Genomic DNA, 17,980 nt, shown 5'->3' with positions numbered 1-17,980 from the left:
TATGAATCTTCACGGGCGCTGGGGCGGTCGGTGTGCTTGGCGTTCTCGCCACGGCTAGTGGGTTGGGGCGTGTCTTGCGGGGCCCGCCCCAGGCCGGCCGCGCGGGCGGCCTTTTGGGGCTTACACGGCGTCTTGCGTCGCGCGATGGCGCTGCGCGCTGGTGGTGGAGGCGTTCTCTTTGTGACGCATATGGCAAGCGAGAATCAGGTCTGGGTATGGTGTTGTGTTGGGGAGATGGCCAAGCACGCGGTCGGCCAGTAATCGTTACTTCAACGCGAATGCCGGATGGGTGGCGCGCGTCCGGATCTGCATGCGCAAGCGGCTGTCCGTCGCGCGCCACCCATCACCGCCATCCCCCAAGAGCTGGAGACCAATAGCAAACCATTCGTCGCATACGCGCAAGCGAACACAATCGAAATTCAGAAAATCACGTATGTCATTCACGGCCGCCCGCGCGGCCGAGAATGGCGGGCAGCACAAGCATCGTCCCTGACCACGGCTCTAGCAGCGCATCAGTCCAAGACGCACGTAGCCCGTCGGCGCGGGCGCCTGAGGGGCGGGCAACCTCGATGCGCCCGAGGGAATCTGAAGGGAAGGCCGAAGGCCTGGACGAAGATGACGAAGGGGCAGTCCGGAGCGAAGGCTCCGGACCGCAATCGTGGGCGCCCACCCCTCAGGCGCCCGCGCCGACGGGCGGCCTACGAAGAAATCGCAGCGCATCGCCCAAAGACGCCGGAGCAAAAGAAACCTACTCCTGCCCACCCACAGCAGGACTGATCTCCCCGATATACCGGCAATCCAGCTCCAGAGACAACTCATCCATCCCCAGAATATCAATCTCCACCGCAGTCCCCCGCTCCAACTCAGGCATCCCCCCCACCCGAGTCACCAGCGGCGCATTAGCGAACCGCACCAGATCCTCGCGCAGCACGTGCGCCACCGTGCGGGTCACGTTGTGCTGCTTCAGCCAGCGCAGGCACCAGTAGCGTTCCATCGCGCTCTGGAACTCCGCCCAGGCTGCGTATTGCGCATCGAAGGCGCCGATGATGGCGAACAGGTCCGCGTCGCGCGGCTTGAAAGGGGCGACCAGGCGGGCGGACACGCCGTGCTCGACCGCAGCGATCAACTGCCACTGGTTCACCAGGTCCACATAGCGGCGCAGCGGTGAAGTGCTCCAGGCGTACTGCGGCACGCCGATGGCCTCGTGCGGCAGGGCCTGGGTGCTCATGCGCACGCGGCCCGCCTGTTGCGAGCGGTAGATGCCCGGCACGCCATGCTGGTGCAGCAGGCCGCCCCAGAGGTTGTTCGCCAGGATCATGTATTCCGCCACCATGCGGTCCAGCGGCGCGTTGCGCTGGCGCGGCACCAGGCGTACCGGCGTGTCGGGATCGTCGGGGTTGCCGTCCAGGTAGAAGCTGTACTCCACCCGCGAATTGTTCTCAGGCTTGCCGCGCACGTTCTCGCGCTGCGCCGACAGGGCCTGGGCCAGCTTCCAGAGCGGACGCAGCCAGTGGCCGTAGGGCAGGTCGGCCGACGGATCGGACAGGCTGGCTTCCGTGACCTGGGCGTCCAGCATGTTGTGGCGCAGATTCTCGCGCACCACGATACGTTCCAGGCGGGTTTCCGATTCGATGATTTCGCCGGTTTCCGGATCGGCCACCACGTACAGGGACAGCGCCGGCACTTCGCGGCCGGCGTCCAGCGAAAACGCCTGGATGATGCTGTCCGGCTGCATGGGGATCTTGTCGCCCGGCATGTAGACGGTGGACAGGCGCGCGCGCGCCAGCTTGTCGAAATCGCTGTCGCGGGTCACGGTAATGCCCGGGGCCGCCACGTGCACGCCGACGCGCAGGCGGCCGTCGGGCAAGGTGGAGACGGACAGCGCATCGTCGATTTCCGTGGTCGTGACGTCGTCCACCGAATAGATTTCGGCGTCGGACAACGGCAGCTCGCGGTCGATGGCAGGCAGTTCCAGGTCCGGGAACGCCAGTCCGCGCGGGAAATTCACCGCCAGGAAGCGGCGCTTGTGCAGCGCCAGCGCATGCGGCCAGGCGCCCAGTTCCAGCAGCAGGCGGTCGGGGCTCTTGCCCAGCTTGGCGCAGGCGGCGTCCAGCGCCTTCCATTGCTGCGAATTCTTGTCCGGGCGGATCAGCAGCGACTCCGCGGCCTGGGCGATGGGCTCGGGCAGGCGTCCGGCAGCCATTTCATCCACCCATTCCTGCTGCTGCTCGGCCTGGCGCTGCTTTTTCTCCAGCGCGGCCAGGGCGGCGGCCAGAATGTCCGGCGGGGCGGGGCGGTAGCGGCCCTTGCCGCGACGGTGGAAGTACGCCGGCGCGCCGTGCAGGCGCATCAGCAGCGCGGCCTGTTCCACCGGCGTGGGCGCGTGGCCGAAGTAGTCGGCGGCCAGCGCGGGGGAGTCGAATTCATCCTGCGGCGCGCATTCCCACAGGAATTGCAGGTCCAGCGTTTCGGCGGTCGCGGCCGCCTGGCTCATCAGCGCGGCCGGTTCGGGCGCGGCGAAGTTGAACAAGGTGTTGGCGCGCTTGATCTTGCTGCGCTTGCCGGATTCCGATTCCACCTGCAGGCTGGCGTCGGTCTCGGACAGGATATTGCCGGCCTTGAAGCTGCCGTCGTCTTCGTAAAACACATACATGGTGGGGATCGTCCTGGGCGGCGCGCACGCGCCGCCTTGCGCTGCTTATAGAGTGTAGAAGTCTGATACTGATTATTGGGGGCGAACCTGCTTGTCGCCAAGGGCGAATTCAAGCACTTCGGGCATCCAGTCCGCAAAATCGGACAAACCGTGGTCGCTGCCTTGCACGATGCGCTGGCGGCAGCCCGCGTAGCGGTCGCGCATCTCGCGCCAATCCAGCACCTCGTCGCCGGTGGCCGCCACCAGGAGGTAGCGGTCGGGCTGGGAGATGCGGGGGACATGGATGGCGGCCAGTTCGTCCACGTATTCGGGCAGGAAGACGAACGGCGCGTCGGAATGATACATGCGGTGCTCGCCGATCTGGGTGGCGAGGTCGCGGGCGGCCTCGACCGCCGGATTCAGCAGCACCGCCTTGCAGCCCAGCTGTTCGGCCAGCCAGGTGGCATAGAAGCCGCCCAGCGACGAGCCGATGATGGTCAGCGCACGGGGCGAGTCCGCGCCTGCCAGCTGGCGCCGGGCGATGTCCAACGCCTGCGCGACGGCTTCGCGCGGGCTGGCGGGCAGTTGCGGGCAGGCCCAGGCCGCCGACAGGCCGCGTTCGGCCATGGCGTCGGCCATCATCCGGGCCTTGAAGGAGGTCGGCGAGGAACGGAAACCGTGCAGATAAAGAATCATGGCTCGCCTTTGCGGTGTCTTTGCCGGAATCAGCCGCGCGCCTGCAAGGCGTCCAGCAGCTTGCCGTGCACGCCGCCGAAGCCGCCGTTGCTCATGACCAGCACCTGGTCGCCCGGACGCGCCGCGCCCGCCACGGCGGCGACCAGCGCGCCGATGTCATCGTAGCTGGAAGCGCGGTCGCCCAGGGGCGCCAGCACTTCGGCCGGATTCCAGCCCAGGGCGTGCTTGCCGGAATGGGCGCCGAAGCAGAACACCAGATCGGCGTCGGTCAGGGCCTCGGGCAGGCGGGCGGCCATGGTGCCCAGTTTCATGGTGTTGGAGCGCGGTTCCAGCACGGCCAGGATACGGGCCGGCCCGACCTGGCGGCGCAGGCCTTCCAGGGTGGTGGCGATGGCGGTGGGATGATGCGCGAAATCGTCGTAGACCTTGATGCCGTTGACCGTGCCGCGCAGTTCCATGCGGCGCTTCACCCCCGCGAAGCGACTCAGGGCCTCGATGCCCTGGGCTGCCGGCACGCCCACGTGTTCGGCGGCGGCCAGAGCCGCCAGCGCGTTCATGCGGTTGTGCTCGCCCGTCAGGTTCCAGCGCACGGTGCCGGCAGTCACGCCGCCGCGCAGCACGCTGAATGCGCCCTCGGCATCCGGAGCCGTCGCCTGCCAGGCGCCATCGGCGCCGAACGTGACGGTTTCGGACCAGCATCCGCGCGCAATCACGCGGTCCAGCGCGGCGCAGTGGGCCGGGCGCACGATGCGGCCCGATCCAGGGATGGTGCGCACCAGATGATGGAACTGAGTCTCGATCGCTGCCAGATCGGGGAAGATGTCGGCGTGATCGTATTCAAGATTGTTCAGGATGGCCGTGCGCGGACGGTAGTGCACGAACTTCGAGCGCTTGTCGAAGAAGGCGGTGTCGTACTCGTCCGCCTCGATCACGAAGGGGCGGCGCGACGGATCGAAGCGCGCGGACACGTGCAGGTCCTGTGCTACGCCGCCGATCAGGAAATTGGGCGCGAGCCCCGCGGCTTCCAGCACCCAGGCCAGCATCGAGCTGGTGGTGGTCTTGCCGTGGGTGCCCGCCACCGCCAGCACGTGCTGGCCGGGCAGGATGTTGTCGCCCAGCCATTGCGGGCCGGACACGTAGCGCGCGCCCGAATCCAGGATGGCCTCCATCAAAGGATTGCCGCGGCTGACCACGTTGCCGATCACGAAGAGATCGGGCTTGAGCGCCAGCTGTTCGGCGCCGAAGCCTTCGATCAGCTCGATGCCTTGTTCGGACAGTTGCGTGCTCATGGGCGGGTACACGCCCGCATCGCAACCAGTGACCTTGTGGCCGGCGGCGCGCGCGATCAGCGCCAGACCGCCCATGAACGTACCGCAGATGCCAAGAATATGCAGGTGCATTGAAAACTCTCCTGTCCTGCATTGTATATATATAGAGTGGCGGCCAGCCGCGGCCCGCGCGGCGCAAACCTGCGGCAGCGGTTATGATCGCGCCATGAATCGACGCCTACTTCTTTCCGCCGGCGTGGCCATAGCCGCCACGGTTGCGGGCGGCTACACCCTGATGGGCCGCAAGACCTCGACGCCCTCGGCCGCAGCCGATGCCGGCGATCCCGTCGCCGCCCTGATGCAGATGCCGCTGCCCGACCTGAACGGGGCGTCCCATACGCTGGCGGGCTGGAAAGGCCAGCCCATCGTGGTCAATTTCTGGGCAACCTGGTGCGCGCCGTGCGTCCGAGAAATGCCCGAACTCGACGTTTTGCAGAAAAAGTACCCGCATGTACGATTTGTCGGCATTGGTGTCGATTCGGCTGCGAATATGCAAAAATTTGTCGAGAAAGTACAGGTTTCCTACCCCTTGTGGGTGATAGGGGCCGGCGCCATCGATACATTGCGTAAGCTGGGGAACCCCAGCGGTGGCCTGCCTTTTACTATTGTTTTCAATGCAGATGGCGGAATTAACCGGAAGATATTGGGTGAAATCCAGCCCGACGACCTGGATCGCACCCTATCTGGTTTAAAGGCGTAAGTCTGTTGGACAAATAGTAGGAATTGGCGTAAAAAGCTGGTTTATCGGCTGTTTTGCCAACAATTGGCAAACCACTCATTGGCAAGCGCATGGCGCAAAACATACTGGTATTGCATGGCCCGAACCTGAACCTGCTCGGCACCCGAGAACCTCACATCTACGGCAGCCTTACGCTGCAACAGATCAACGAGGGACTTGAGCTGCTCGCAGGCGAACTGGGCGCCACGCTGACAGCGTGGCAAGGCAATCACGAAGGCGCGCTGGTTGACCGCATCCAGGCGGCCCGGCAAGACGGCACCGACTTCATCATCATCAACGCGGCGGCATATACGCACACCAGCGTCGCAATTCGCGATGCGCTGGCTGGGGTCGCGATCCCATTTATTGAAGTACATTTGTCCAATCTGTATAAGCGAGAGCCCTTCAGGCATCACTCTTATCTGTCCGACTTGGCGGTAGGCCTCATCAGCGGCCTGGGCGCGGATGGCTACGAGGCGGCTCTGCGTTACGCAGTGCGGCACTGATCTCGCACCAAACCACAGCATTTACATCTTATATGGCGCGGACCCGACGCTGGGACGTCGCCGACACTATCTCGGGAAGCAGCTTCTATGGACCTCCGAAAACTCAAAACCCTGATCGACCTGGTGGCTGAATCGGGCATCGCCGAGCTGGAAATCACCGAAGGCGAAGGCAAGGTGAGGATCGTCAAGTTCTCGCAGACCTTGCAACCGGTCGCCTACCACCACCCCGAAGCCGGCGTGCCGGCGGCGCCGGTGGCCCAGGCCGTCGCTCCGGCCGCGCCCGCCGCCGCCGAAGCTGCGCCGGTGATCCAGGGCCATGTCGTGAAGGCTCCGATGGTCGGCACGTTCTATCGCGCGCCGAACCCGGGCGCCGCGCCGTTCATCGACGTCGGCGCCACCGTCAAGGAAGGCGATCCGCTGTGCATCATTGAAGCCATGAAGCTGCTCAATGAAATCGAAGCCGACAAGTCCGGCGTCATCAAAGAAATCCTGGTCGAAAACGGCGAGCCCGTCGAGTACGGTCAACCCCTGTTCGTCATTGGCTGATAGCTGAAAATGTTCGAAAAAATCCTGATCGCCAATCGGGGCGAAATCGCCCTGCGCATTCAGCGCGCTTGCCGCGAGCTGGGCATCAAGACCGTGGTGGTGCACTCCGAAGCCGACCGCGAAGCCAAGTACGTGCGCCTGGCCGATGAATCGGTGTGCATCGGGCCCGCGCCGTCGCGTGAAAGCTACCTGAACATGCCGGCCATCATTTCGGCGGCCGAAGTCACGGATTCCGAGGCAATCCACCCGGGTTACGGGTTCTTGTCCGAAAATGCCGACTTCGCTGATCGCGTCGAAAAGAGTGGCTTCGTCTTCATCGGTCCGCGTCCCGACACCATCCGCCTGATGGGCGACAAGGTCAGCGCCAAGCGCGCCATGATCGAAGCCGGCGTGCCGGTGGTGCCGGGTTCGGAAGGCGCTTTGCCCGACGATCCGCAGGAAATCGTCCGCATTGCGCGCGAAGTCGGGTATCCGGTCATCATCAAGGCGGCAGGCGGCGGCGGTGGCCGCGGCATGCGCGTGGTGTACACCGAGGCTGCGCTGCTGAACGCCGTCACCATGACGCGTTCCGAAGCGGGCGCCGCGTTCAACAACCCCGAAGTCTATATGGAGAAGTTCCTGGAGAATCCGCGCCACGTGGAAATCCAGGTGCTTGCCGACGGCGGCCGCAACGCGGTCTGGCTGGGCGAGCGCGACTGCTCCATGCAGCGCCGTCACCAGAAGGTCATCGAGGAAGCGCCGGCGCCCGGCATCGCGCGCCGCCTGATCGAGCGCATCGGCGACCGTTGCGCCGATGCCTGCCGCAAGATGGGCTACCGCGGCGCGGGCACGTTCGAGTTCCTGTATGAAAACGGCGAGTTCTATTTCATCGAAATGAACACCCGCATCCAGGTCGAACACCCGGTTACCGAGCTGATCACCGGCGTGGACCTGGTCCAGCAGCAGATCCTGATCGCCGCCGGCGAAAAGTTCACGCTGCGCCAGCGCGACATCACCTTCAAGGGCCACGCGATCGAATGCCGCATCAACGCGGAAGATCCGTTCCGCTTCGTGCCCAGCCCCGGCCGCATCACCAACTGGCACACGCCGGGCGGCCCGGGCGTGCGTATCGATTCGCATGCGTTCAACGGTTATTTCGTGCCGCCGAACTACGACTCGATGATCGCCAAGGTCATCACCTACGGCGACACGCGCGACCAGGCACTGGCCCGCATGCGCACCGCGCTGTCGGAAATGGTGGTGGAAGGCATTTCCACCAACATCCCGCTGCATCGCGAAATGCTGCAGGACGCCCGCTTCATCGAAGGCGGCACCAGCATCCATTACCTGGAACACAAGTTGGCTCAGCGTCCCTGACCGCGATCCGGGGGCTTTCCGCTCCCGGGCCGCTCCTGTTTTGTTTTACGGTCAACGGGCCGCGGCGCAAGCCGCGGCCCGTTGACCAGATGGAAGAATCATCATGCGTGAACTCGTGCTCCATTGCCTGGAGGCGCAGGCCGAAGCCCTCTCGGATGCCCTGCTGGAAGCTGGCGTGCTGTCGGTATCCGTCGAAGATGCCGACCTGGGCACCGACGACGAGCGTCCCTTGTTCGGCGAACCGGGCACCGAGCCCGACGTGCAGGCCTGGGACCGCAACCGCGTCGTCGCCCTGCTGCCCGACGGAGCCGATCCCGCGCAGATCATGGAAGAAGCCGCCGCCGCGGGCGAACTCGATCCCGCCGTGTTCGAGGGCTGGAGCCTGCGTGACGTGCCCGACGCCGACTGGGTGCGCCTGACACAGTCGCAGTTCGGCCCCATCCATATCGCCGAACGCCTGTGGATCGTGCCCAGCTGGCACCGCGACAATCCCGATGTGCCGGCCTTCGAGCCGGACGCCGCCACCCAGGAAGGCGCAATCCACATCGAGCTGGATCCGGGCCTGGCCTTCGGCACCGGCAGCCATCCCACGACGCATCTGTGCCTGGCCTGGCTGGAAGCCGAGTTGCCGGCCGGCGCCACGCTGCTGGACTACGGCTGCGGCTCGGGCATCCTGGCGATCGCCGCGCGCAAGCTGGGCGCGGGTCCGACTCAGGCGGTGGATATCGACGCCCAGGCAGTGCAGAGCACCATCTTCAATGCCGAGGTCAACCACGTCGAGCTGCGGGCCATGCTGCCTGACGGGCTGGCGGATGGCACGTTCGAAGTGGTGGTCGCCAACATCCTGTCCAACCCCCTGAAGGTGCTGGCGCCCATGCTGGCCGGACGCGTTGCCGCGGGCGGCCATCTGGTCTTGTCCGGCGTGCTGGAACGGCAGGCCGAGGAAGTGGCCGCCGCCTACGCGCCCTGGATCGCCATGTCGGTCTGGCGCGCGCGCGACGGCTGGGTGTGCTTGCACGGCCAGAAGGCCTGAGCGCTGCCACCGCTGGATCGCGCCATGGCCCTGACCACCCGTTGCCCGCAGTGCGGCACCACCTTCAAGGTGGTGCCTGACCAGCTGCGGGTCCGTAATGGCCTGGTGCGCTGCGGCGCCTGCTCGACCGTGTTTGACGGGCGCGCCTGCCTGCTGCCGGCCGCGGGCGCGGCGCCGCAATCCGTGCCGCCGGCCGCACCGCCGATGCCGATGCCGGTGACGCCCGCCGCCAGCCAGGCCGCACCAGTCCTGGCGACGCCGGCGACGCCCGTTGCGCCGCAGGTGCCGGTTGCCCCCATTGCGCCTCTGCCTCCCGCCGCACCGCCGCCGGAGCGTCCCGCGCCCGCGGTGGATTTTTCACAGATCGCGCCCTGGGACGACGAGCCCGAACCGCCGCGCGCACCCGTGGCGGCGCCCTACAGTCCGCCCGCGGTGCCGCCTGCCGTGCTGCGCGGCCGCGACGATATCCGCCGGCGCGCCGAATCGATCCCAGGCGAGGAAGATGCAAGCCGTCATGAATCGGACGACCTGGCCGACGACGACGTAGGCGATGACGAGGATCCGCTGCGCTGGACTGCGCCCGCGGCTTCGAGGGCGGGGCATCATGCCGACACGGCCGTGCGCGGCCAGCATGCGGAGCCGTCCTTCACCATAGGGCGCGCTCGCGCCGACGTGCGTGACGAAGCGCGCGACGACGAGTACGACAACGAGTACGCCGACGAGCATCGCGACGACGACCCCGACGATTACCGGGAACACTACCGCGACGATCACGGCCCCGATCGCGAAGACGCTGGCGAGCCCGTGCTGGGCGACACCCGCACGCGTTATTCCAGCGCCACCGACGTGGGCCGCGCGCCGCCCGAATTCCTCGACCAGGACCGCGAGGAGCGGCAAGGCCTGCTGCGCAAGCTATGGGGCTACGCCTGCCTGATCGGCCTGATCGCGCTGGGCCTGCAACTGGCATACGTGTACCGCACCGATATCGCCAATTCCGTGCCCATTCTGCGGCCGGCGCTGGAGATGGCGTGCCAGCCGCTGGGCTGCACCGTGGGGTACGCGCGTCGCCTGGAACTCATACACATCACTTCCTCGTCGCTGCAGCCGCCGACCGGCGCGGCAGCGATCGATGACGGCCGCAGCCGCCTGGTGCTGACGGTGGTGATGCGCAACCGTCACGACAAGCCGCAGCACTGGCCCGCCCTGATGCTGGACCTGAACGACCTGTCGGACACGGTGGTGGTGCGCCGCGCGCTCAAGCCCGAAGATTATCTGACGCCCGAGCAACTGCGCGGTCCTTTCGCGCCTCAGGGCGAATTGAAGATTTCCGTGCCGATTGAAGTGACTGGCGTCCAGGTCAATGGCTTTCAAATCAATAAATTCTTTCCTTAAGGGATGACTCGCATGGCTACCCCAGTTCTGGTTTGCGGTTCGATGGCGTTCGACACCATCGCGGTGTTTGAAGGACGTTTCAAGGAACACATTCTGGCCGACCGCATCCAGTCGCTGAGCGTGTCGTTCCTGGTGCCCAGCATGCGCAAGGAATACGGCGGCTGCTCGGGCAACATCGCCTACAACATGAACCTGCTGGGCGGCAAGCCAGTGCCTGTCGCGACCGTGGGTGAAGACGCGGGCGAGTACATGGAGCGCATGGCTGGCCTGGGCATCGACGTCAGCCGAGTGAAGGTGATTCCGGAGACGTTCACCGCGCAGTGCTTCATCACCACCGATCTGGACGACAACCAGATCACTGCCTTCCACCCGGGCGCCATGTCGCACGCGGCGGAAAATGATCTGAGCGACGCCGACGCGGCCTGGGCCATCGTTGCGCCCGACGCCAAGGAAGGCATGTTCGCCCATGCCGAGCGCCTGCATAAGCGCGGCATTCCGTTCATTTTCGACCTGGGCCAGGCCATGCCGCTGTTCGATGGGGCGGACCTGGAGCGCATGCTCAAGCTGGCGCAGGCGCTGACGGTGAACGACTATGAAGCCGGCGTGGTGGAACAGCGCACGGGCCGCAGCATGGACGACATCGCCCGTAGCTTGCAGGCCGTGGTGGTGACGCGCGGCGCGGAAGGCGCCACGTTGCTGACCGAAGGCAAGACCATCCAGATTCCGCCGGTGCGCGCGGCCCAGGTGGTCGACCCGACCGGCTGCGGCGACGCGCAGCGCGGCGGCCTGCTTTACGGCCTGACCAGCGGCTGGAACTGGGAAGACAGCTGCCGTCTGGGCAACGTCATGGGCGCCATCAAGATCGCTTCGCGCGGCCCGCAAAACCATGCGCCATCGCGCGCCGAGATCGACGCCGTGCTGCACGCGACCTACGGTATTCATCTGCCGCTCTAAACCCCTCGGGAACCCTGCAGTTGCGCTGCGGTCGAAGCGTTGGCGAGGGCTGAAGACGCCGGGTTCCGGCGTCTTTTGCGGCTGTGTTTTTCAGCTTCTGGCGGTGCGTTTCAGTGTGTTGCAGCATCGCTGGCCCCAATTCGGGGCCAGGGTATGATGAGTACATCGTCGGCAACGGCCGATCGAGGAGTCCAAATGAATCAAAGCAAAACTTTTTCCCTGGTGACGCCGCGCGCGGGGCGCTGGCTGGCGATCGCCGCCGTCGTGACCTCGATGGCGGTCCTGGGCGGCTGCGCCAACCGCAGCGCGTCCAGCGGCGTCTACAGCTATGACCAGGCGCAGCGCGAGCAGATCGTCCGTACTGGCACGGTCACCGGCGTGCGTCCTATCGTGATCCAGAACGACAAGTCCAGCGGCGTCGGCATGGTGGCCGGCGGCGCGCTGGGCGGCGTGGCGGGTAACGCCATCGGCGGCGGCACCGGCCGCACCATCGCCACTGTGGGCGGTGTCATCCTGGGCGCGCTGGCGGGTAACGCCATCGAGAACCAGACCGGCAAGAATTCCGGCTACGAAATCACCGTGCGCCTGGACAACGGCGAAACCCGCGTGGTCGCGCAGGAAGCCGATGTGCCCATCAGCGTGGGACAGCGCGTGCAGGTGATCAGCGGCTCCGGCCCGACCCGCGTTACGCCGATGTAATGACCAGTCCAGCGCCGCTTGCGGCGCGGCCACGCAAAAGCCCCCGTCAGGGGGCTTTTTTATTGCCGGTGCATGGGGCGAAAAGGGGGGCAAGGCGGCAAAAGCTGGATAAGCGTAAAAATCTGTCGCTCGGCCGCAACGCGGCGCCCAGGGACTTACCCGCGAACGTTACGTTTGCCAGCGTTTTCTCGCGATTTCCTCCAAAAGCGTCATGGCGATTTGACGAACGTGGTGCCATGATTGCGCCTGCGATCGACGTCGCATTGCGAAAATCATGTAACTGAGTGCATCGGAACGTCGATTGCCGGGGGGGCTGGATATTCAGCCTGGTTTCAGCAGTTTCTCTGTAATCTCGTCGTCCTGAATCCCGGGGCGGGGGATTGTTGGCCGATCAGGCCTGTAACGCCGCACTATCTATGCATACCGAGCAAGAACTCCACACCAAGATCGGCGAGATCGTCGAGTCGATCGTCATGAAGAAAGTCACCCCCGATACGCAGTTGATTGCCACAGGCCTGGTCGATTCGCTCGCCGCCGTGGACATCACGCTGGCGGTCGAGTCGGAGTACGGCTGCAGCATTCCGGCTCCCGAGATCGCGGAGCACCTACAGTCGGTCCGCACGCTTGCCGGCTATGTCGCTGCCCATACTTCGTAATACCCGGCTGTTGTCTCACGTCGCGGCAGCCGCGACGGCGGTGGCTCTGGCGGTGGGTACGTATTGCGGCGCGGACGATCTGCTCAGCCGCGTCGTGAATCCCATGTCGGCGCCCTCGGCCGCGGGCTCCGCCAAGAGCAACTACCTGCCCAACCTGGGGCCGGACTGGGGTACGCAGCACGTCAACCTGAACCGCCTGGGCAACGCCCTGAGCGATGGCACGCTGGTCGTGCTCGGCTCGTCCGAACTGTCCAGCCACGACCTGCGCTTCGTGCCTTACCGCTTCTTCCCCGAAGAGCTGAAAGTGCCGACGCTGGCCTATGGCCACGCCATGTTCCAGTCCTATGGCATCGTCAGCGTGCTGGAGTCGGTGGCGGATTCGCTCACGCCCAATACACGGTTGGTGATCATGCTGTCGCCGGCCTGGTTTGCCTCGGGCGGGCAGTTGCCGCGCAGCGCGTTCGCGGAGCACGTCACGGGACCGGTCTGGGACCGGCTCTGGGACCAGCCCAACACGCGCGAACAGATGCAGAACTGGATCAGCGACAACGCCAACTGGGGCCTGCTGTGGCTCATCGCCAATGGCCAGGTTGCCGAGCTGAAGGACAAGCTGGCGCTGTGGTGGCATGCGCGCAAGGAACCTGCACCCGATCGTCCGCGCACCAAGCTATCCGTGCCGGCGCACCGCTACGTGTCGTGGCCGTCGGCCGCACGCCTGGACCAGGGCCAGTGGGGCCGGCTGACGCATCAGGCGCGCGTGGTCGAACAGGACCTGGGCGGCCATAACCCCTACGACGTGCGCGACGATTACTACAAGCAGTACCTGGCGGCGCTGTATTCGCCAGCCCGCAACGAGTTCGCCGACATCGATCCGATCACCCGCACGGAACTCGGCGACCTGTCGCGCGTGATGGCCTTGCTGCAGAAGCGCAAGGTCCACGCCTACTTCGTCATCCAGCCCTTCAATCCCAAGCTCATCCTGGACGTGGAACGCTTCGACCCGGTGGTGGCCGCCATCACGGGTATGTGCGAGCGCTACCAGATGGGCTGCCTGGATCTCTACAGCATCCCCTTTGAACCGGGCATGCTGCGCGACGACATGCACCTCGCCGAACTTGGCTGGGCCATGGCCGATCAAGGCATTGCGGAGTACTTTTCCCGATGAGCAAGATTCTTCCCGCGGCCGCGCCCGAGGCCGGCCGCGCTGTTGAAGGGCAGGAAACCCGCAAGGCGGCCGTCGCCTGGGGCCGCCGATTTCTCTGGCACCTATGCCTGTATATCGGCGTGATCCTGGTGTTCGTGCTGCAGGCGCAGCCCACCACGGGCAGCGGCGGGCCGATCAAGGTCGAATTCCAATACCAACAGTTCTGAGCCCGCCATGGAATTGTTCGCAAGCTTGAGCTTTTTCGGCGGCGCCTTGTGCGGCGGCCTGGGCCTGTTGGCCTACCGTTCCTTCGGCATGCCGTTCCGTATCGGCTACCGCCACATCATCGGCGTGATCTGCCTGGGCGTGTGGATGGCGGTGTTCTGGGCGCGCCCGTATCAACCCATCGCCTTGCTGGCCATTTCCGGCACCGCGCTGTGGGCGGTGCGGCGCAACTACATCCCCACCTGGCTGGCCGTGATCATCACCATGACGCCGCTGCTGCTGGTGAAGACGGGCGTGTCGCACCTGGGTGCCATGCTGGGGCTGTCCTTCGCCACGTTCCGCGCCATCGACGTGCTGCTGTTCGCGCAGCGCAACGAACGCGTGTCGCCGCTGGACTACTTCATCTACCTGTTTTTCCCGCTGACGTTGCTGGCCGGTCCCATGTACCGCTGGCGTAATTTCCAGGCGGACCTGAAGCGCGGCTACGAAGGCGTGAACCTGAACACCTGGCTCAGCGGCCTGGAGCTCATCATGCTGGGCGTAATCCAGAAGTTCGGCGTGGCCGAACTGATCTGGCGCTACGGCCTTGCGACGCTGGACGCGCATGACTATTCGTTCACTGGCGTGGCGCTCAACGCTACGCTCTACAGCGCCTATCTGTTCTTCGACTTCGCCGGCTATTCCACCATGGCGATCGGTATCGGCATGCTGTTCGGCTTCACGTTGCCGATCAACTTCCGCAATCCGCTGGCCACACTGAACCCGCAGGATTTCTGGCGCCGCTGGCACATCAGCCTGTCGGAGTGGTTGCGCGACGTGGTGTTCATGCCCATCTACAAGGCGCTGAGCAAGACCAAGTTCTTTGGACGCCACCGCATGGCGGCGCAGAACATCGGCATCTTCGCGACCTTGCTGGCCATGGGCGTCTGGAATGGCCTGTCGCTGCACTACATCGTCAGCGGCCTGATGTTCGGCGCGTACTCGGTGGGCCACAACCTGCTGATCAACGCGGCGCGCACCCGCCCGGCCTTGCAGGCTGCGCTGGCGCAGCCCGTCATGCGCTTTCTCGGGCGCGTGCTCACCCTGATTCTTGCTGCGCTGGCGCTGTACGTGTTCAGCGGCCGCAGTCCCATCTGACGCCGGGAGTTTCGGCATGCGTTTCGATCTGAAGTCTTTCCAGTTCACAGATACCGGATATGCGCCCGATGCGCCTGCGGTCGTCGCCGCCGACCGCAGCCTGAGCTGGTCGCAATTGCGCGCCGAGGCAGGTGCCTGGGCCGACGAGGCGCGCAGGCAGGGCGTGGCGCCGGACGTGCCGGTGGCCATCTATGGTCACAAGGAAGCTGCATTCTTCGTCGCCATGGTCGGCGCCTTGCTGATCGGGGCGCCGTTCGTGCCGGTGGATACCATCTATCCGCAAGAGCGTTTGCGCCGCATCGTCGAGATCGTGCGCGCCGCCGCCGTGTTCGATGCCGCCAGCGGCAGCTTCACGTCGGGCGAGGGCGCCATGCTGGCCGAGCGCGGCCTGGCCTACGTCATGTTCACGTCCGGCAGCACGGGTGACCCGAAGGGCGTGCAGATCGGCCGCGAAAGCGTGGGCCTGCTGGGCGACTGGATGCTGGGCAGCTTCGGTCTGGGCGAAGCGCCCGTGTTCATGAACCAGGCGCCATTCAGCTTTGACCTGTCCATGTACGAAGTGTTCGCCACCTTGGCCGCGGGCGGTTGCTGCGTGCTGAATGCACGCGAACAGATTGCCGCGCCTGCTGCCTGGATGGCCCGCCTGGCGGAGCACGGTGTGACGGTCTGGGTGTCCACGCCGTCGTTCGCGCATCAGCAACTGGCCAACCGCGATTTCTCGCCGGCTGCATTGCCTGGGTTGCGCACCTTCCTGTTTTGCGGCGAGCCGCTGCCCGCGGCGCTGGCCAAGAAGCTGCGCCAGCGTTTCCCGGACGCCGTCATCCTCAATACCTACGGCCCCACGGAAGCCACCGTGGCGACCACCTGGATCGAAGTCACGGACGCCGTCCTGGCCGCGCACGACCCGCTGCCCGTGGGGCATGCCAAGCCGGATAGCGTGCTGATCGTGGACGAAGGCGAGATCTGCATCGTGGGCGACCACGTCATGCGCGGTTATCTGAATCGCCCGGACCTGAACGAAGCCAAGCTCTACACCTACGCCGACGGCCGCCGCGCCTTCCGCACGGGCGACCTGGGCCAGATGGAGAGCGACGGCCTGCTGTTCTGCCGCGGCCGCATGGACGACCAGATCAAGTTGAACGGCTATCGCATCGAGCTTGCCGAGATCGACGAGGCGCTGCATGGCCTGCCGGGCGTGGAGGGCGGCGCCTGCGCAGTGCTGCGCAGGCCCGACGGCACGGCGGTGCGCTTGATCGGATTCGTGGCGGGGGTGGAGGAGCAGGCGCCGCGCATTTTGGCGCCTGAGGCGCTGGCGGGCTGGAAAGAGCGGCTGGCGCAGCGCCTGCCGCCTTACATGGTGCCGTCCGAGCTGGTGGCCTGCGCGGCGCTACCGATGTCGAACAATCACAAGATCGACCGCAAGAAGCTGGTCGAGATCTACGCCGGTATTCCGGCGTAAGGGCCGGCGGGGCGTGGCCCCGCCGCTTTACAGACCCACCATGCGCTGGCTGATGTTGGACAGCACCATCAACAGCACCTGCGCGACGATCAGCAGCACCAGCGGCGAAAAGTCGATCGCGGTGCGCGGCAGCAGGCGGCGGATGGGGTCCAGCATGGGCGCGGTCAGCGCCTGCAGCAGCGGCATCATGGGCGCCATCGGATTCACCCACGACAGCACGGCCTGGATCAGCGTCAGCCATACCACCAGGTTCAGCGCCCATTTGACGGCCATGATCAGCGCCGAGCCCATGACCCTGGGCAGGTAATCCAGCGGAATCAGCGCACCGATCACCACCAGCCAGATCAGCACCAGATAGACCAACGCGGACAACCACACGGCGACGAGGCTGGTCCAGTCGATCTTGTTGCCGGCGGGAATGATCTTGCGCAGCGGCATCACCAGCCAGTTGGTGACTTGGTAGATGAAGCGCGACAACGGGTTGAAGGGGTGCAGCCGTATCGCGTGCATCCAGGCGCGCGCAATCAGCGCCGCGCCAAACAGCGTGAACACGATTTCGAGAAGGAAACGCAAGATTTCATCGAGCATGGACACGGTCACCCTGAAAAAGAGGAGTCAATTGTCGCATGCCCAGGCGAAAAATCGCCTGCAGGCCGCGCGCGCTCGCCGTTCTGGAGGATGCTGGCCGATGCCGGGCCGCGCGGGCACGAAAAAGCCGCCCGGCTTAAGCCAGGCGGCTCTGCGAAGCTAGTGCTTCGAACCGTCCGGATTAAGGACGGCCACCCGTCGGGAACGGCCACGACGCGGCGGGGTTCAGCGCGGTCTTCGCGCCCGGAGCAGCAGCCGTGGACGGCGGCGTTGCGGGCTTCTTCGGAGCGGCTTTCTTCGCAGCGGGCTTCTTGGCGGCAGCAGGCTTCTTGGCAGCAGCAGGCTTGGCTGCAGCAGGAGCCTTCTTGGCAGCGGGGGCCTTCTTGGCAACAGCCTTCTTGGCGGCAGGCGCCTTCTTGGCTACGGCCTTCTTGGCAACCGCCTTCTTGGCAGCAGGAGCCTTTTTGGCGACGGCCTTCTTGGCTACCGCTTTCTTGGCGACGGCCTTCTTGGCGACGACCTTCTTGGCTACGGCTTTCTTGGCAACCGCCTTCTTGGCGACAGCTTTCTTGGCCACGGCCTTCTTGGCGACAACCTTCTTGGCTACCGCTTTCTTGGCGACTGCCTTCTTGGCGACGGCCTTCTTGGCTACCGCTTTCTTGGCGGCGACCTTCTTGACTGCCGGCTTCTTGGCGGCAACCTTCTTCACTGCCGGCTTCTTGGCAGCGACTTTCTTGACGGCTACCTTCTTGACGGCAGCTTTCTTGGCCGGTGCGGCCTTCTTCGCTACTGCCTTCTTGGCGGCGGGCTTCTTCACCGCTTTCTTTACGGCTTTCTTGGCTGTTGCCATGGTCATGCTCCTTAGGTTCAGGGGTCCCAGAACTTAAACCCGTGCCCCGATCCGCCAACAA

At 65.3% G+C, this 17,980-nt stretch carries 18 protein-coding genes; 13 read left to right on the top strand and 5 right to left on the bottom strand.

Annotation, left to right across the window (positions count from 1 at the left end; translation table 11 throughout):
• Positions 1 to 748: 748 nt before the first annotated feature.
• From HV766_RS20660 to mpl, 3 genes are all read right to left on the bottom strand, one after another.
• Positions 749 to 2,653, bottom strand: coding sequence for a ribonuclease catalytic domain-containing protein (locus HV766_RS20660; RefSeq protein ID WP_054458317.1), 1,905 nt, complete (start codon positions 2,651 to 2,653; stop codon positions 749 to 751).
• A 72-nt stretch (positions 2,654 to 2,725) separates the two neighbouring features.
• Complete coding sequence (locus HV766_RS20655) at positions 2,726 to 3,328, bottom strand: YqiA/YcfP family alpha/beta fold hydrolase (RefSeq protein WP_054458319.1); 603 nt, start codon at positions 3,326 to 3,328, stop codon at positions 2,726 to 2,728.
• A 29-nt stretch (positions 3,329 to 3,357) separates the two neighbouring features.
• Positions 3,358 to 4,728, bottom strand: a complete 1,371-nt coding sequence (gene mpl / locus HV766_RS20650; RefSeq protein WP_054458321.1) for a UDP-N-acetylmuramate:L-alanyl-gamma-D-glutamyl-meso-diaminopimelate ligase — start codon at positions 4,726 to 4,728, stop codon at positions 3,358 to 3,360.
• 94 nt (positions 4,729 to 4,822) lie between these two features.
• Between mpl and HV766_RS20645 the strand changes: the two genes are divergently transcribed.
• The 13 genes from HV766_RS20645 to HV766_RS20585 all read left to right on the top strand — a co-directional run bounded on the left by HV766_RS20645 (position 4,823) and on the right by HV766_RS20585 (position 16,481).
• Positions 4,823 to 5,356 carry a TlpA family protein disulfide reductase gene (locus tag HV766_RS20645; RefSeq protein ID WP_054458322.1) on the top strand — a complete coding sequence of 178 codons (534 nt, stop codon included), beginning with the start codon at positions 4,823 to 4,825 and terminating at the stop codon, positions 5,354 to 5,356.
• An 89-nt stretch (positions 5,357 to 5,445) separates the two neighbouring features.
• Positions 5,446 to 5,880, top strand: a complete 435-nt coding sequence (gene aroQ / locus HV766_RS20640; RefSeq protein WP_013391376.1) for a type II 3-dehydroquinate dehydratase — start codon at positions 5,446 to 5,448, stop codon at positions 5,878 to 5,880.
• Positions 5,881 to 5,967: 87 nt separating this feature from the next.
• Positions 5,968 to 6,426 (top strand): acetyl-CoA carboxylase biotin carboxyl carrier protein, encoded by a 459-nt coding sequence (accB, locus tag HV766_RS20635; RefSeq protein WP_054458324.1) that lies wholly within the window; start codon positions 5,968 to 5,970, stop codon positions 6,424 to 6,426.
• 9 nt (positions 6,427 to 6,435) lie between these two features.
• The gene (gene accC / locus HV766_RS20630) at positions 6,436 to 7,782 is read left to right on the top strand and encodes an acetyl-CoA carboxylase biotin carboxylase subunit (protein ID WP_054458326.1); all 1,347 of its coding nucleotides are present in this window, start codon (positions 6,436 to 6,438) and stop codon (positions 7,780 to 7,782) included.
• 103 nt (positions 7,783 to 7,885) lie between these two features.
• Entirely contained in the window at positions 7,886 to 8,815 is a 930-nt protein-coding gene (gene prmA, locus HV766_RS20625; RefSeq protein ID WP_054458328.1) for a 50S ribosomal protein L11 methyltransferase, read from the top strand.
• Between the two features lie 24 nt (positions 8,816 to 8,839).
• Complete coding sequence (locus tag HV766_RS20620) at positions 8,840 to 10,207, top strand: DUF3426 domain-containing protein (protein WP_175181756.1); 1,368 nt, start codon at positions 8,840 to 8,842, stop codon at positions 10,205 to 10,207.
• A 12-nt stretch (positions 10,208 to 10,219) separates the two neighbouring features.
• Entirely contained in the window at positions 10,220 to 11,161 is a 942-nt protein-coding gene (locus tag HV766_RS20615) for a carbohydrate kinase family protein (protein ID WP_054458332.1), read from the top strand.
• A gap of 195 nt (positions 11,162 to 11,356) precedes the next feature.
• A complete protein-coding gene (locus tag HV766_RS20610) occupies positions 11,357 to 11,860 on the top strand; it encodes an outer membrane lipoprotein (RefSeq protein WP_013391382.1) in 504 nt (167 codons plus the stop codon).
• Positions 11,861 to 12,276: 416 nt separating this feature from the next.
• Positions 12,277 to 12,516, top strand: a complete 240-nt coding sequence (locus tag HV766_RS20605) for an acyl carrier protein (protein ID WP_006226661.1) — start codon at positions 12,277 to 12,279, stop codon at positions 12,514 to 12,516.
• A complete protein-coding gene (locus HV766_RS20600) occupies positions 12,494 to 13,681 on the top strand; it encodes a D-alanyl-lipoteichoic acid biosynthesis protein DltD (protein ID WP_054458333.1) in 1,188 nt (395 codons plus the stop codon). The genes HV766_RS20605 and HV766_RS20600 overlap by 23 nt, the downstream gene beginning before the upstream one ends.
• Entirely contained in the window at positions 13,678 to 13,887 is a 210-nt protein-coding gene (locus HV766_RS20595) for a hypothetical protein (protein ID WP_054458336.1), read from the top strand. The genes HV766_RS20600 and HV766_RS20595 overlap by 4 nt, the downstream gene beginning before the upstream one ends.
• A 7-nt stretch (positions 13,888 to 13,894) precedes the next feature.
• Positions 13,895 to 15,022, top strand: coding sequence for an MBOAT family O-acyltransferase (locus tag HV766_RS20590; protein WP_054458338.1), 1,128 nt, complete (start codon positions 13,895 to 13,897; stop codon positions 15,020 to 15,022).
• A 16-nt stretch (positions 15,023 to 15,038) separates the two neighbouring features.
• On the top strand, positions 15,039 to 16,481 hold the full coding sequence (locus tag HV766_RS20585; RefSeq protein ID WP_175161244.1) for a D-alanine--poly(phosphoribitol) ligase: 1,443 nt from the start codon (positions 15,039 to 15,041) through the stop codon (positions 16,479 to 16,481).
• Positions 16,482 to 16,508: 27 nt separating this feature from the next.
• Here the strand turns inward: HV766_RS20585 and HV766_RS20580 are convergent, their stop codons facing one another.
• Entirely contained in the window at positions 16,509 to 17,069 is a 561-nt protein-coding gene (locus HV766_RS20580) for a YggT family protein (RefSeq protein WP_054458342.1), read from the bottom strand.
• 181 nt (positions 17,070 to 17,250) lie between these two features.
• Positions 17,251 to 17,919 (bottom strand): histone H1-like DNA-binding protein, encoded by a 669-nt coding sequence (locus tag HV766_RS20575; protein ID WP_054458344.1) that lies wholly within the window; start codon positions 17,917 to 17,919, stop codon positions 17,251 to 17,253.
• Positions 17,920 to 17,980: the final 61 nt, after the last annotated feature.

The sequence above is a fragment of the Achromobacter aegrifaciens genome, from assembly GCF_902859735.1.
Classification (GTDB): domain Bacteria; phylum Pseudomonadota; class Gammaproteobacteria; order Burkholderiales; family Burkholderiaceae_B; genus Achromobacter; species Achromobacter aegrifaciens.
This window is presented reverse-complemented; position numbering and strand designations above follow the sequence as displayed.

Excerpts from the sequence above, each read along its gene's own strand:
- HV766_RS20660 (WP_054458317.1), bottom strand. The coding sequence starts at position 2,653 with ATGTATGTGTTTTACGAAGACGACGGCAGCTTCAAGGCCGGCAATATC.
- HV766_RS20655 (WP_054458319.1), bottom strand. The coding sequence starts at position 3,328 with ATGATTCTTTATCTGCACGGTTTCCGTTCCTCGCCGACCTCCTTCAAG.
- mpl (WP_054458321.1), bottom strand. The coding sequence starts at position 4,728 with ATGCACCTGCATATTCTTGGCATCTGCGGTACGTTCATGGGCGGTCTG.
- HV766_RS20645 (WP_054458322.1), top strand. The coding sequence starts at position 4,823 with ATGAATCGACGCCTACTTCTTTCCGCCGGCGTGGCCATAGCCGCCACG.
- aroQ (WP_013391376.1), top strand. The coding sequence starts at position 5,446 with ATGGCGCAAAACATACTGGTATTGCATGGCCCGAACCTGAACCTGCTC.
- accB (WP_054458324.1), top strand. The coding sequence starts at position 5,968 with ATGGACCTCCGAAAACTCAAAACCCTGATCGACCTGGTGGCTGAATCG.
- accC (WP_054458326.1), top strand. The coding sequence starts at position 6,436 with ATGTTCGAAAAAATCCTGATCGCCAATCGGGGCGAAATCGCCCTGCGC.
- prmA (WP_054458328.1), top strand. The coding sequence starts at position 7,886 with ATGCGTGAACTCGTGCTCCATTGCCTGGAGGCGCAGGCCGAAGCCCTC.
- HV766_RS20620 (WP_175181756.1), top strand. The coding sequence starts at position 8,840 with ATGGCCCTGACCACCCGTTGCCCGCAGTGCGGCACCACCTTCAAGGTG.
- HV766_RS20615 (WP_054458332.1), top strand. The coding sequence starts at position 10,220 with ATGGCTACCCCAGTTCTGGTTTGCGGTTCGATGGCGTTCGACACCATC.
- HV766_RS20610 (WP_013391382.1), top strand. The coding sequence starts at position 11,357 with ATGAATCAAAGCAAAACTTTTTCCCTGGTGACGCCGCGCGCGGGGCGC.
- HV766_RS20605 (WP_006226661.1), top strand. The coding sequence starts at position 12,277 with ATGCATACCGAGCAAGAACTCCACACCAAGATCGGCGAGATCGTCGAG.
- HV766_RS20600 (WP_054458333.1), top strand. The coding sequence starts at position 12,494 with ATGTCGCTGCCCATACTTCGTAATACCCGGCTGTTGTCTCACGTCGCG.
- HV766_RS20595 (WP_054458336.1), top strand. The coding sequence starts at position 13,678 with ATGAGCAAGATTCTTCCCGCGGCCGCGCCCGAGGCCGGCCGCGCTGTT.
- HV766_RS20590 (WP_054458338.1), top strand. The coding sequence starts at position 13,895 with ATGGAATTGTTCGCAAGCTTGAGCTTTTTCGGCGGCGCCTTGTGCGGC.
- HV766_RS20585 (WP_175161244.1), top strand. The coding sequence starts at position 15,039 with ATGCGTTTCGATCTGAAGTCTTTCCAGTTCACAGATACCGGATATGCG.
- HV766_RS20580 (WP_054458342.1), bottom strand. The coding sequence starts at position 17,069 with ATGCTCGATGAAATCTTGCGTTTCCTTCTCGAAATCGTGTTCACGCTG.
- HV766_RS20575 (WP_054458344.1), bottom strand. The coding sequence starts at position 17,919 with ATGGCAACAGCCAAGAAAGCCGTAAAGAAAGCGGTGAAGAAGCCCGCC.